Source organism: Streptomyces sp. FXJ1.172, from assembly GCF_001636945.3.
GTDB lineage: Bacteria > Actinomycetota > Actinomycetes > Streptomycetales > Streptomycetaceae > Streptomyces.
Map to the genome: position 1 here is coordinate 858,990 of NZ_CP119133.2, position 13,582 is coordinate 872,571.

11 protein-coding genes are annotated in these 13,582 nt (G+C 69.8%); 7 read left to right on the top strand and 4 right to left on the bottom strand.

What is annotated here, in order from left to right; translation table 11 throughout:
• Window positions 1–86: 86 nt before the first annotated feature.
• Window positions 87–1,292, bottom strand: coding sequence for an NAD(P)/FAD-dependent oxidoreductase (locus A6P39_RS04190; protein WP_067039301.1), 1,206 nt, complete (start codon window positions 1,290–1,292; stop codon window positions 87–89).
• A gap of 90 nt (window positions 1,293–1,382) precedes the next feature.
• On the opposite strand from A6P39_RS04190, the gene A6P39_RS04195 reads away from it, so the two are divergent.
• The 4 genes from A6P39_RS04195 (at window position 1,383) to A6P39_RS04210 (ending at window position 4,837) form a co-directional block, all read left to right on the top strand.
• Window positions 1,383–2,222: a GntR family transcriptional regulator gene (locus tag A6P39_RS04195; RefSeq protein ID WP_079133098.1), complete on the top strand. Its 840-nt coding sequence runs from the start codon at window positions 1,383–1,385 to the stop codon at window positions 2,220–2,222.
• 77 nt (window positions 2,223–2,299) lie between these two features.
• Window positions 2,300–3,661 carry an MBL fold metallo-hydrolase gene (locus A6P39_RS04200; RefSeq protein WP_067039300.1) on the top strand — a complete coding sequence of 454 codons (1,362 nt, stop codon included), beginning with the start codon at window positions 2,300–2,302 and terminating at the stop codon, window positions 3,659–3,661.
• 43 nt (window positions 3,662–3,704) lie between these two features.
• Complete coding sequence (locus A6P39_RS04205) at window positions 3,705–4,094, top strand: rhodanese-like domain-containing protein (RefSeq protein WP_067039299.1); 390 nt, start codon at window positions 3,705–3,707, stop codon at window positions 4,092–4,094.
• A complete protein-coding gene (locus A6P39_RS04210; protein WP_067039298.1) occupies window positions 4,091–4,837 on the top strand; it encodes a sulfite exporter TauE/SafE family protein in 747 nt (248 codons plus the stop codon). Before A6P39_RS04205 ends, A6P39_RS04210 begins: the two co-directional genes overlap by 4 nt.
• Window positions 4,838–5,007: 170 nt before the next feature.
• Here A6P39_RS04210 and A6P39_RS04215 read toward each other — a convergent pair whose 3' ends face one another.
• Complete coding sequence (locus A6P39_RS04215; RefSeq protein WP_275883801.1) at window positions 5,008–7,107, bottom strand: trypsin-like serine peptidase; 2,100 nt, start codon at window positions 7,105–7,107, stop codon at window positions 5,008–5,010.
• A gap of 643 nt (window positions 7,108–7,750) precedes the next feature.
• Between A6P39_RS04215 and A6P39_RS04220 the strand changes: the two genes are divergently transcribed.
• Together A6P39_RS04220 and A6P39_RS04225 are read left to right on the top strand one after the other, a co-directional pair.
• Window positions 7,751–8,725, top strand: a complete 975-nt coding sequence (locus A6P39_RS04220) for a magnesium transporter CorA family protein (RefSeq protein WP_067039296.1) — start codon at window positions 7,751–7,753, stop codon at window positions 8,723–8,725.
• A 167-nt stretch (window positions 8,726–8,892) separates the two neighbouring features.
• Complete coding sequence (locus A6P39_RS04225) at window positions 8,893–10,098, top strand: acyl-CoA dehydrogenase family protein (RefSeq protein WP_067039295.1); 1,206 nt, start codon at window positions 8,893–8,895, stop codon at window positions 10,096–10,098.
• Window positions 10,099–10,188: 90 nt separating this feature from the next.
• On the opposite strand, the gene A6P39_RS04230 is transcribed toward A6P39_RS04225, so the two are convergent.
• The gene (locus tag A6P39_RS04230) at window positions 10,189–11,358 is read right to left on the bottom strand and encodes an alpha/beta hydrolase family protein (protein ID WP_067039294.1); all 1,170 of its coding nucleotides are present in this window, start codon (window positions 11,356–11,358) and stop codon (window positions 10,189–10,191) included.
• Window positions 11,359–11,457: 99 nt separating this feature from the next.
• Between A6P39_RS04230 and A6P39_RS04235 the strand changes: the two genes are divergently transcribed.
• Window positions 11,458–12,072 carry a TetR/AcrR family transcriptional regulator gene (locus A6P39_RS04235; RefSeq protein ID WP_067039293.1) on the top strand — a complete coding sequence of 205 codons (615 nt, stop codon included), beginning with the start codon at window positions 11,458–11,460 and terminating at the stop codon, window positions 12,070–12,072.
• A 99-nt stretch (window positions 12,073–12,171) separates the two neighbouring features.
• Here A6P39_RS04235 and A6P39_RS04240 read toward each other — a convergent pair whose 3' ends face one another.
• Window positions 12,172–13,503 (bottom strand): MFS transporter, encoded by a 1,332-nt coding sequence (locus A6P39_RS04240; protein ID WP_067039292.1) that lies wholly within the window; start codon window positions 13,501–13,503, stop codon window positions 12,172–12,174.
• Window positions 13,504–13,582: the final 79 nt, after the last annotated feature.

Here is a 13,582-nt window from a genome sequence, read left to right on the forward strand (position 1 = left end):
GCCGGCCACGCGTGTCCCGATCCGCCTCTGCCGGACAGGCTCGGCTGCGACCTGGTGCCGGGCGACGCCATGGTCAGTCCTCACTGTCAGGCGAGGCCGCGCAGCATGAGGTTCCAGTAGAGGAACGGCAGCCCGTACCGCTTGAGGTACCACATGTACCGGCGCTCATGGGTCGTGTCGAGGAGGGGGAAGGTGGGGCGGGGCCGCAGGGTGTAGTCGAACTCGGCGAGCAGCATGCTGTGCCGTGACGTGGTGATCGGGCAGGACGAGTATCCGTCGTACGACGCGGGCAGCGGGCCGGTGCCCGCCAGGCTCACGGCGATGTTGCGCGCGACGACCGGCGCCTGCTTGCGGATGGCGGCCCCGGTCTTGGAGTTGGGCGAGGAACCGGCGTCACCGAGGGCGAAGATCTCGGGGTGGCGCACATGGCGCATGGTGTGCTTGTCGATCTCCACGTAGCCCGCGGGATCGGCCGGATCGGCCAGCGGCGTCGCCTTGAGCCAGTCGGGCGCCGACTGCGGCGGCACCAGGTGCATCATGTCGAACCGGATCGAGTCCTTGGCGCCGGAGGCGTGGTCGACGACGACGGCGGCCCGGCTGTCCGGATCCACCTCGACCAGTTCGCTGTTCGTGCGCACCTCGATGCCGTAGCGGGCCGCGACCCGCTCCAGCTCCTTCGCGAACACGGGAACCCCGAACATGCCCGGCGTGGGCAGCACGAGCACCACCCGTATGTCCTTCAGGACCCCCTGCTCGCGCCAGTGGTCCGCGGCGAGGTAGGCGATCTTCTGCGGCGCTCCGCCACACTTGATCGAGCCCGCCGGCATAGTGAACACGGCGGTGCCCGAGCGCATCGAGCGAATCAACTCCCAGGTCTTGGGCGCCAGTTCAAAGGTGTAGTTGCTGGAGGTGTGTTGTGCGGTGACGGCCTCGGCCATGCCGGGCACCCGGTCCCAGTCGAGCTGGATGCCGGGGCAGACGACGAGCCGGTCGTAGCCGAGGGTCCTGCCGTCGGCGGTGCCGATCGTCCGCTCCCCGGGATCCACACTCTCCACGCGGTCGCGGATCCAGGAGACGCCTCGCGGCAGCACGGACCGCTGCGGGCGGGCGCTCGCCCGGGCGCCCGCCCGGCCGCCGCCGACCAGTGTCCACAGGGGCTGGTAGTAGTGCGTCGCCGACGGCTCGACGAGCCCGATGCCGCCGATGCCGCTGCGTCGCAGGCGGGCCGCGACGCTGATGCCGGCGCTTCCGCCGCCCACGATCAGGACCCTGTGGTGAGCGTCGATCGTCATGTGCGCCTTCCCCCTCGCGTCCATCCGAGTTAATGTACGCACATTAGCTTTCCAAATGTACGTACACAAGAATGATCGCGGGTGAGGGGCATGAGTGAGGAACCCACTCTCTCGGGGGGCCGGAGTGCGGACGCCCGGGCGGGCCGGGGCGGGACTCCGCTGTGGCGGCATGTTCGGGACGACCTCCGGGGCCGCCTGGCGCAAGGGGAGTTCGTCGACTCCTTCCCCGGCGAGAACGAGCTGGCCGCGCGGTACGGGGTGAGCCGGCACACCATTCGCGCGGCGCTGCGCGAGCTGCGGGAGGAAGGCCTGGTCACCGCCGCGCGAGGACGACGGCAGCGACCGGTGGGCGAGGCCGGCATCGAGCAGCCCCTCGGTGCCCTCTACAGCCTGTTCGCCTCCGTCGAGGCGGCCGGGCTCGATCAGCGCAGCATCGTCCGCACCCTCGACATCCGCGCCGACGCCCATGTGGCGGTGCGGCTGGGCATGGAGGAGTCGACGCCCCTGCTCTACCTGGAACGCATCCGCCTCGCCGACGGGGAACCGCTGGCCCACGACAAGGTCTGGCTGCTCGCCTCGGACGCCCGCGCGCTCCTCGACACCGACTTCGGACACACGGGGCTCTACGACGAACTCGCCGACCGGTGCGGCATCCGACTCGTCGGCGGCGAGGAGCACATCCACGCGGTCGTCCCGACTCCCGCCGAGCGGCGGCTGCTCGATCTTCCCGAGGGCGTGGCCGCGTTCTCCATCCAGCGGCTCGGCCGCACCCACGGCCGCACCGTCGAGTGGCGCACCACGCTGATCCGCGCCGACCGCTTCAGCGTCCTCGCGCAGTTCGACGCCCGGGCAGGCTACCGCCTCGACCCGGCGGGATCCCGGTTCACCCGCCCGGCCCGGAGCGTACGGCGACGCGATGCGGTGCGGTGACCGGACCGTGCCGCGCGGCGGATCCGCCGTCGCCGCGACCCTGCGGAAGCTGTGTCCGACTGGAGGGAGTGCCTGACGTGTACTTCGTCGACACGATCGAGGTGGCCGGACTCGGCAACCGCAGCTATCTGGCGGGCGGCCGGCGCATGGCCGTGGCCGTCGACCCGCCGCGCGACGCCGACCGTGTGCTGGCGGCCGCGGCCCGCAGGGGCGTGCGGATCTCCCATGTGGTCGAGACCCACCTCCACAACGACTACGTCTCCGGCGGCCTGCAACTCGCCCGGCTCACCGGCGCCGCCTATCTCGTGCCCGCTGGGGCCGGTGTGTCCTTCTCGCGCATACCCGTGCAGGACGGCGACCGTGCGGTCCTCGACACAGACCTCACCCTGCGGGCCCTCGCGACCCCGGGACACACCCCTCACCACACCGCCTACGTCCTCGAGGAACGCGGCACGGCGGTCGCGGTGTTCACGGGAGGCTCGCTGCTGATCGGCACCGTCGGCCGTCCCGACCTGGTCGAGCCCCGCCTCACCGAGCAACTGGCCCGCGCCCAGCACGCCTCCGCCCACCGCCTCGCCGCCGAACTGCCCGACAGCACCGCTGTGTTGCCGACACACGGATTCGGCAGCTTCTGCTCCGCCGGCCGGGCCGAGGGGACGGAGACCACCATCGGCAAGGAAAAGGCGTCCAACGAGGCACTCACCGAGGGCGCCGACACCTTCGTCTCCCGCATGCTCGCGGGGCTCGACGACGTCCCCGCGTACTACGTGCACATGGGCCCCGCCAACTCCGCCGGACCGGCACCCGTCGACCTCACCCCGCCCGCCGTCGCCGACGCCGGGGAGATCGCGGCACGGCTGGCCGCCGGTGAGTGGGTGGTCGATCTGCGCAACCGCGTCGCGTTCGCCGAAGGGCATGTCACCGGCACCTACAACTTCGAGGCCGAGGGCCAACTCGCCACCTACCTGGCCTGGTTGATCCCTTGGGGCAGGCCGGTCACGCTCCTGGCGGAGTCGCCCGAGCAACTGGCCTGCGCCCAGCGCGAGTTGGTGCGCGTCGGCATCGACCGCCCGGCCGCCGCCGCCACCGGAGACCCGTCCGCCTGGACGACCGGGGACGAGGCCCTGGCCGCCTTCCCCCGCGCCGGCTTCGCGGACCTCGCCGAACGGCAGCCGGCCGAGGGCATGGTCGTACTGGACGTCCGCCGTGACCGGGAACGGGCCGCCGGATTCATCGAGGGCTCGGTCCACATCCCGCTGCACACCCTGCACCGCCGCCTCGGCGAGGTGCCGGCCGGCGAGGTCTGGGTGCACTGCGCGGGCGGCATGCGCGCCGCCATCGCCGCCTCGCTGCTCGACGCGGCGGGCCGGGCCGTCGTCGCGGTCGACGACACCTTCGCCGCGGCCGAGGCGAGCGGGCTCCCCGTCCGCACCGCCTGAGTCCGCCCGGCATCCCGATCCGCACGAGAGGCGAGGAGCGCCCATGGAGTCATCCCCTTCCGGTACAGGCCGGATCACCGTGCAGGAAGCGGCCGAACGCACCGGACACGCCGCGCGGGACACGGCGAGCGGCACAGCCGGCGCGCCCGTCCTGCTGGACGTCCGGGAACCGGACGAATGGAACGCGGGCCACGTCCCCGGAGCCGTCCACCTGTCCCTCGCCACACTCTACGAAGGCATGCCGCTGCCGTTCGAGGTCCAGGGACGGTGCCTGATCGTCATCTGCCGCTCGGGCAACCGCTCCCGGCGGGCCGCCGAACTGCTGGGCGCCCACGGCGTCGAGGCCGTCGACGTGATCGGCGGCATGCGGGCCTGGGCGGAGGCCGGCCTTCCGGTCGTGGACGCGCGGGGCCTGCGTGGCACGGTCGCATGAGCGCCCTGATCCTCGCCGTCGTGGCCGGTGCCGTGATCGGGCTGGCCCTGGGTGCGCTCGGCGGCGGTGGCAGTGTCCTGGCCGTACCCGCCCTGATCTACCTGCTCGGCTTCACTCCGGTGGCGGCCACCACCGCCGCACTGGTGATCGTGGCCCTGACCTCGGGCACCGCACTGACCGCGCACGCCCGGGACGGTCATGTCCGCTGGGGCACGGGGCTGCTCTTCGCGGCAGCGGGCATCGGCCCGGCGATGCTGGGCTCCGCGCTCGCCGGACACCTCCCAACAGGTGCCCTGTCGGCCGGCTTCGCGCTGGTCGCGGCCGCCGCGGCGGTGCGCATGCTACGGCCCCGGGCGGAGGACGGCGCCGTACGGGAGGTACGGCCCGGGCGCGCGGCGGCGGTCGGCGCCGGGCTCGGCGCGGTGACCGGTGTCCTCGGGGTCGGCGGAGGCTTCCTCGCCGTACCGGCGCTCGTGGGAGTGCTCGGCCTGCGCATGCGTGAGGCCGTGGGCACCAGCCTGTTGGTCATAACCGTCAACTCCCTGGCTGCGCTCGGCCTGCGCGGCGGCACCATGGACCACCTCGACTGGGCGGTCGCCGGTCCCTTCGCCGGCGCCGCGATCCTCGGGGCGTGGGACGGCAGACGGCTGGGGGCGAAGGTGAAGGGCGGGACCCTGCGGCAGGTCTTCGCCGTGGTGCTGCTGGCGGTTGCCGCCTTCATGTTCGCCGACGCGGTGATCTGACGTCCCGTCCCCGACACGGTCCCGTGTGGAGGTACTGCCACACGGTGACTGCCTTCGAGCCGGCCGTGAGGTGGACGAGGAGTGGGATTTGCAGGCCTCTGGGACGCGGCATTGTTGTCAACGAACCACCGCCAGGAGTCCCCTGGGCCGGGGCCCAGGGGACTTCGTGGTCAGCGCCGGTAGTACGGCAGCGACGAGCCGGACGCGGTCGCGAGTACGGCTTCCGTGCCGAGGCTGTTGCCGCTGTCCTGGTACATGGACAGTTGGCCGTCGGACCAGCGCACGAGGTAGTCGTTGGACCGACTGTCGGTGCTGGTGAAGTTGCCCGCCGTGGTGAGCGTGGCGTGGGTCCACAGCGTGCTCGGGGCCCGCATGCGCACCTCTCCGTGGAAGCCGTACTGGTCGATGTCCGGGTACTGGGTCAGTTCGCCGTCGGACCAGCGGACCACGAGGTCCGACTCGTTGGTTCCGGCGAGGTCGGCGGACGTGAGGGATGTGGCGTGCATCCAGGTGGAGTTGGCAGGGTTGAGCCGGACCTCGCTGTGGATGCCGGTGGAGTTGAGGTTCTTGTAGAGAGTGGTCTCGCCGTCGGACCAGCGCACGATCAGGTCGTCGGGCCAGTGGTCGTCGGTGGTGTAGCGGCCCGCGGTCATGGCGACCTCGTGCTGCCACAGCGTGCCCGGCTTGACGAGTGTGATCTGGCTGTGCAGGCCGCGCGCGTCGACGTCGGGGAAGAGGGTGAGGCTGCCGTCGCTCCAGCGCACCAGCAGGTCGTAGGTGTTGGTGCCCGTGAAGTCGCCGGCCGTGATGGAGACGGCCTTCGTCCAGGTGGTGTTGGCCGCGACGAGCCGTATTTCCTTGTCGAACCGTCCGTTGCCCCCACCCCGGTACAGCGTCAGCTCGCCGTCCGACCAGCGCACGATCAGATCGCTCTTGTCCGGATCGGGCGAAGGCGAGGGCGTGAAGGAGCCGGAGGTGACGAGGGAGGCATGGGTGAGCGTGGAGGCGCCGGGCAGCACGTTGGGACGCGCGGGGGCGGAGCCGGCGACCGCTGCGTTGTACAGGTTCTGGACGTCGGAGCCGTAGGCGGAGCTGTAGGAGACGTCGTCGGTCGGTCCGCCGGTGTCCCAGCCGCCGATGCTGCCGACCACATCGCCGGTGCCGGTGGTCGGGTCGAAGTTCTCCAGGAACGGGCTGCCGCTGGTGCCGGACGCGAAGCCGTTGCAGGCGATCCGGAGGTACGAGCCGGGGGTGCCGTCGGTCGGGGTGTACTGCGTGGTGTTGTTGTCGCAGGTCAGGGGCTGCGTGGCGGTGCCAGGGTAGCCGACCAGCCGAATGCTGGGGAAGGTGTAGCCGCGACCGGTGGCCAGGTTGTTGCCGCCCACCACGTCCTGCACCTGCTTGCCGTCGCTGCGCGTGCCGACCTGGGCGAACGCCACGTCCCACGGGGCGCCCTGGACATGTCCGCGGTCGTAGTAGCGGGGATCGATCCAGACCCGGCTGCGGCCTTCGGAGTCAGTGGCGACGGGGAAGACACCGTACGGCTGGGGATTGGCCGCGGTCCACTGGGGGACGAACGCGAGCGAGCCGCCGCCTGCCCGCCCGTCCATGCAGTGCCCGGCGGTGAGCACGATGTTGTGGTGCGGGCTGTTGATGACGCTCGCGGTGCAGAAGTACGAGCCGCTGCTGGTCTGCATGTACATCCGGCCGACCATCGGCAGCCCGCCGAAGTAGGAACTGACGGGACCTGTCCCGCCCGTGCTCGAGGGGGACGGGCTGGGCGAGGCGGTGGGGCTCGCCGAGTCCGACGCGCTGGGAGAGGTACTCGGGGAGGCGGACGAGGTGTCCGTCGGCGCGGCGGTCGGGGTGTCCGTGGCGGTGGCGGAGGGGTCGGGGCTCAAGGTGCCGGTGGGTGTGTCCGTCGGGCCGGCGGTGTCGGTCGGCGTGGCGTCCATCGGGCCCTCGCGCAGGTCCTGGGCGTTCAGGCCACCGGACACCGGCGGCTTGGGGAGCCCCTGGAGCGTGGGGTGGGCGGCCTTGCCCGCGGTCCGCGGTTTGGCGTCCGGAAGCGGCTTTGCTTCTGCCATGCGCTGCGCGGTCCAGAACCGCTTGGCCGCAAGGGCTGTCCAGTGCGGCGCGGCCGCTGGGGCACGCGGGGCGGTGTCCGGTATCGCGGACGTGTACGCCGGAGGGGCGTTCGTGGCGCCTGCCGTATCGACCGAGACGACGAGAGTTCCGGCCAGCGCGGTGATCGCGCCGACGGCGGCCACGAGAAGGGCACCGCGTCGACTCGCGCGGTGCCCGGCAGTTCTGCTCACTTTTGGGCTGAATTCCCCCCACTTGGCGTGGCTCTCCGCCACGCAGGCGATAGGACTAGCAGAGAGTACGGCACTGTTGCTCGGTGATCGAACCATAGGGCGAATTCGCCTCGGTGATGAGCCGACGGCCGGCGCCGACTCCCGGACGCACACCGGGATCGGGGTGAGGCGCCGCGCGCGAAGCCTGATCAGCTGCCGCCTGGCCCACGTCGACGGCCGTCCGGGCTTCTCGCCCTTCGGCAACAGCGGTTCCAGAACCGCCGATTGGGCGTCCGTCAGATCTCCACGTGCGCCGAATCGAGGTCACCTCACGTTCAAGATCCACTCTCGACACACGCCCTAAGGTTCGGGAGGTCATGTCTGCCCGTGATGAGGCGAACTGTGCTTCGTCACACGATGAGGACGCCTACCGCCCCTCCGCCTCGCCCCTGCGGGGCCGATCGCAGCGTTCACCGCCTCCTTCACCCTGACGCCATCGACCTGACCGCCACTGCACCGCCGCGCACATCGGCATGGTGCGCCGTGTCCGCGTTCACCTGCCGGGGCAAGGTGGTGGACCCGGGCTTCTTACCAAGGCGCCCTATGGTGCGCTGCCATGACTCGCACACGGCTGTACCGCAACGGCTCCCTGGTCCTGGAGGACTTTCCGACCGCCGACATCTCGGAATACGTGAACGATCCGGACGTTGCTGTCTGGCTCGACCTGTGCGATCCGTGCTCCGCCGACTTCGCGATGATCAGCGAGGAGTTCGGTCTCCATGAACTCGCGGTGGAGGACGCGCGTCATGAGCACCAGCGGCCCAAGCTGGACCGCTACCGAACCCACGCCTTCCTCAGCGCCTACGCCATCAGCACGGACACGACCAGCGGACAGTTCACCACAAGCGAATTGTCGGTATTCATCACACCTACGGCATTGATAACCATCCGCCCCGATCACCGGTTCGACATCGAGAAGGTCGTCGAACGCTGGGACAACAACAGCGATCTCGCCAAGTACGGAGTGGGATTCCTGCTGCACGGACTGCTCGACCACATAGTCGACGGGCACTTCGCCGCAGTGCAGGACCTCGACGATCGTATCGAAGCGGTGGAGGACCTGCTCTTCGACGAGGGGCGCGAGCAGATGGACTCCGTCCAGAGGGACTCCTACGCGCTACGCAAGAACCTGACCAGGCTGCGCCGCGTGGTGTTGCCGATGCGGGAGGTCGTCAACAGCCTTCTCCGGCGGGACCTGCACGTCGTCGCCGAGCCCTTGCTCCCCTATTACCAGGACGTGTACGACCACGTCCTCAGGGCCACCGAGTGGACCGAGTCACTGCGGGACATGGTCACGTCCATCATGGAGACCAATCTCACCGTTCAGGGCAATCGTATGAACCTGATCATGAAGAAGGTCACCAGCTGGGCATCGATCGTGGCCGTACCCACGGCCGTCACCGGTTTCTACGGACAAAATGTTCCGTATCCGGGTGTCAACACCCAAGTCGGCTTCCTTACTTCCACCGGTGTCATGGTCGTCGCATCCGCGCTGCTCTACTGGGTCTTCAAGCGCAAAGACTGGATCTGACGAGAACGCCACAGAACCGGCGGCCACGACGACCTCCCCGACGCTCACGACTCCGTACAGCAGGTGGCCGCCCGCGCCAGGGGTGCACCGGCAGGCCTACGGGTACGGTGCCGGGACCGGCCGCCGGCCTCTCGTCCGGCCGGTTCACGTGCGAAGGAGGACCTCTCATGACGATGGGTGCCGCGGAACCTGCCCCGGACAACGAGCAGGCCACACTGCCCGGACGGGCCGCAGCCCTGGTCGAGTTACTTCGGCGCAATGCCGCCCGCACCGAACAGGACCGCTGTGTCGCTGCGGAGAACATCACGGCACTCGATGAGGCCGGCCTGTTCAGCCTCGCCGTTCCCCGGCGGCTCGGCGGCCACCAGGAGAGCATCCGCACGCTGGTCGAAGTGAGTTCCGAACTCGGCCGAGGCTGCGGATCGACTGCCTGGACCACCAGCTTGATCAACATCTCGGGCTGGCTCATCGGTCTCTATCCCCAACGCGCGCAGCGTGAGGTCTACGCGCAGGATCCCGGCACGCGCGCCTGTGCGGTCCTGCCACCCCATGGCACCGGCGAGACAGCCGACGCAGGCAGCATCGTCACCGGACGGTGGGGCTTCGCCTCCGGCTGTCTCCACGCCCGATGGGCGCTGCTCGGCATGACAGTCACGGGCGAGCGAGGCGACCGCCTGGACCAGGCACTGGCCCTGGTCCCGGTGGACGAGCTGACGATCGAGGACACCTGGCACGTCGCCGGGATGCGCGGTACCGGCAGCAACACCCTCATCGCAGACGGCGTGTTTGTTCCGGCCCACCGCATTCTGTCGGTCACCCATGCGCTCCAGGGCACTTATGCGACCGAGTTCAAGGACGAGACCCTGTACCGCGCGGCGTTCGTCCCCACGCTCGCCCTGTCGCTCGCCGGCCCGCTGCTGGGCCTGGCCCGCGGCGCGATGGAGCTGGTGCTGGCCTCCCTCGCCACGGGCCGGGGCATTTCGCATACGCACTACACACAGGCGCGCCAGGCACCCTCCACCCAGATGCAGCTCGCCGAGGCAGCATCATTGATCGACACTGCCACCCTGCACCTGATGCGTGCCGCGGACGATGTCGACAGCTGGGCGGCGAGCGGCCAGTGCATGCCCGTGGTCAACCGGACCCGGGCGCGCATGGATATCGGCACAGTCGCCCGCTGCTCACGAGATGCACTGGACCTGCTCCTGAGCGCTCAAGGGGCCCGGGGTTTCGCCGACGACAGTCCACTGCAGCGCATCTGGCGGGATCTGGAGACTGGTACGCGGCATGCCATGGTCAACCCCGCCATCGCCACCGAGATGTACGGCCGGGCCCTGCTCGGTATCGAGGACCAGATCACCCCGCTGATCTGAACGGGCGGCGCCCGACGACGGAGGATGGTCAGTGAGGATTTCCAGTCACCGCCGACGGTGCACCTGGCCACGACAGCTCATGGGCACAAGTCAGCCTGCGAGCAGGGTGTCGAGCCAGTCGAAGGTGCGCTGGTGGAACAGGGAGAGCGCGCCCTCGTGGCAGTGCTCGCCCGCGCCCTCGTCCTCCCGGAAGGTGATCAGCTCCTTCTGGCAGGTCAGCTCGTCGAACAGGCGCTGCGGCTGCCCCTTGAAGAACTGGTCGTTCTCGGCGTCGAGTACGAGTGTCGGACAGGTGATGTGGTCGGCGACACCCGCCATGGTGTACGCCTCGGTCGCCTTGACCATCTCGTCGAGACCGGACACGCCGAGGGTCCAGCGGCCGTTGCGCACGATCCACCGCACCTGGGTGTTGTGCGCCATCAACGCCTCGATACCGCCGGGCATCGAGGCTGCGCGACTGGCGAGTGCGGCGATGACCTCGTGGAAGTCCCAGATGCCGTCGTGCAGCACGCACGCAGCCAGGCGGTGCTCGAAGGCGGCCGCCCTCGCGGCGAGGTAGCCGCCCAGGCTCGTGCCGACCAGCACGAGCCGCTCGGAATCCGCCTCGGGCAGGGTGAGGGCGAAGTCGACGACGGGGGTGACCACGGCCTCCCAGTCCGGCCTGAAGTGCAGGCCCTGTTCACGGACGGTGCTGCCCTGGCCGGGGCCGTCGAAGGCGATGACGTTGTAGCCGCGGCGCAGCGCACCTGCGGCCAGCGCCAGGTAGTTCTCCTCCAGTGTGGAGTCGTATCCGCCGTGGTAGAGCAGGGTCGGGCGCGGGGTGCCCGAATCGTCGACGAGGAAAAGGTAGCCAGGAAGCGTGGTGTCCTCGTAGGGGATGCGCAGGGCGCGGGCCGGAGTGTCGAGCAGGGCGGCGGCGTCGGCGAAGGTCTGCTGGGAGGCCTTGGCGAGCCGCGCCGACTCGGCGTCGGCTGCGGGATTCTCGCGGCGGTAGAAGTCGGCGGTGCGGTAGTAGTTGGACGCGCGCAGCAGCGCCTCCCGGGCGCTGACTCGGTGACCGGCGGCCAGTGCGTCCCGGCCGATGCGTTCGATGCGCGCCGCCGTCGCGGCCCACTGGGCCGACCAGGCCTCCTCGTCCGCCTCCGGGATCTGCCGGCAGGTGACCAGGACCTCGCCGAGGTCGGCGCCGCCGTAGGCGGCGTAGCCCGCGGCGCGCAGTGCCTCGAAGGAGAAGGATTCGTCGTCGTAGAGGAATTTCATGATCGGCTCCCTTCCATCAATGGAACGGAACGGTAACGTTCCGTCTCGCTCAAAGCTAACACATGGAACGGGACCGTTCCGTTCGTTATGCTCGGGAGCATGACAGTGCAGGAGAAGAAGGGCCGGTCGGCGACCGGCGGGGCGGTCCTGCGGCAGCAGGTGACCGAGGCGATCACCGACGCAGCCTTCGCCGAACTCGCCGAGGCCGGGTACGCGCGGATGTCGATGGAGTCGGTGGCCCGGCGCGCCGGCGTGGGCAAGGCCGCGCTCTACCGGCGCTGGCCCTCGAAGCAGGCGATGGTCACCGAGCTGGTCCGCAGCAAGGTCACCGACGCGCTCCCGCCCACACCGGCCACCGGCGCCCTGCACACCGACCTGCGCGAGCTGCTCGCCACCTTCCGTGACCAACTGGCTCATCCGCTGCTCGCCCGGATCGCGGCCGGACTGCTCGCCGAAGCCAGTCACGACGGTGCTCTGGCGGAGGGGCTCTACACCGGAGTGACCGCACCGCGGCGGGCGGCGGCTCGCGCGATACTGCAGGGCGCGATGGACCGCGGCGAACTCCCCCCGGCGTTGGATCTGGATCTCGGCACGGACCTGCTGATCGCACCGCTCGCATTCCGCGTACTGGTCATACAGGGCCTCAGTGACGACGAGTATCTGGAAACGCTGACCAACGCGATTGAGGCAGCGCTGAAGGCAGCCGTCCGCTAGTGCCCCGGCCAGTGCCGCCGTGTTCGCGACGATGTCGCCGAACCCGGGTTCTCCGAGCTTTGCCGGCTTCGGCGAGGCAGGTGGTGCAGGTGGCCGGTGTCAGCGTCGGGCGCGCGGGTGCAGCGAGCGATCGGCGACAGTCACGGTGATCAGGGCGGCGCTGATGCCGACCATGATCCAGGCCATCAGGTGGAGGCCGTGATCGGTGACGTGCGTGTGGAACACGATGCCAGTGATGGCCGAGGAGGCGATGGAGCCCATGTAGGCGAAGGTACGCAGCAGACCCGAGGCGGTGCCGAGTTGTTGATGGGGAGCCTGGTCGTACAGGACGGTCTGGTTGCCGGCCGAAGCGGCGCCCATCGAGATGCCGAACACAACGGTCAGGACAACGACCAGGCCGATCCAGGTCGATGAGGTCAACAGGAGAGCGCCCGCCGACCCCGCCACGCACGTCAGCGCGGCGGCGATCAGCGGTCCTCGTACGAGATTGCGTCGCGACACCGGCGAGATGACCACCGCGGACACCAGGGTCATGGGCAGCAGGAGCAGCCCGGATTCGGTCTCGGACAGGCCGCGTACGGCCTCAGTCCATTGCGTGAGTCCGTAGAGCACGATGTAGACGCACAGCATCACCAGGCCGAAACGCAGATAGGTTCGGGTCAGAGCCCGGTTGGCCGCGAGCAGGCGCACGTCGAGGAATGGGGTGGCGGCACGCAACTCCCACAGGGCGAGCGCCGCTCCCGCTGCCACCGCGACGCCCAGCAGGTACCAGTGCACGACGGGCAGGTCGTAGAGGAACACCAGCAGTGCGATCATCGTCGCACCGAAACCGAGGATGCCCGTCACGTCGAGGGCGGAGGCGACGCCACGCGGGGTGCGGCCACGCTCGACGAGGTTGTCACGGGGGATCCAGGCCAGTGTCGAGGCCAGGGCGATCAGTGCTACCGGCACGTTGAGGAAGAACACCGATCGCCAGGTCAATGCGCCGACCAGGACGCCGCCGACGGGTAGTCCCAGCGACGCCGTGGCGGTGCCGGCTATCTGCAGTGCGCCGAGGACGTTGCCCGGTGGTTCGTCGAGGCCGGCGTCGTGGGCTCGGCCGCGGATCAGCACCATCGCTGTCGGGTAAGCACAGGAAGTGCCGAGCCCGATCAGGACTCTGCTGAGGAGCAGGGTGGTCAGGTCCTGCGCGAGGCCGCCCACAGTGCCGCCGACGGCCACCAGCGCAATTCCGGTCAGAAAGACCCGTCGCGGACCGAACACCTGGGCCGCCTTGCCGGCCGTGGGCTGGGCGATGGCGCTGGCCAGATACAGTCCGGTCACCAAGGCTGCGGTCTGCCCGACTCGGACGTGCAGACCGGCGGCGATCGGTACCAGCGCGGTAGCGATCAGTGAGCTGTTGATCGGGTTCAGCGCAGAGCCGATCAACAACGGCGCAGTGAACCGCCAAGAGAACGGACGCGCAGCACCGCCCGCCTCGCTCCGGGCACTTGCGACGACGTCGGACTCC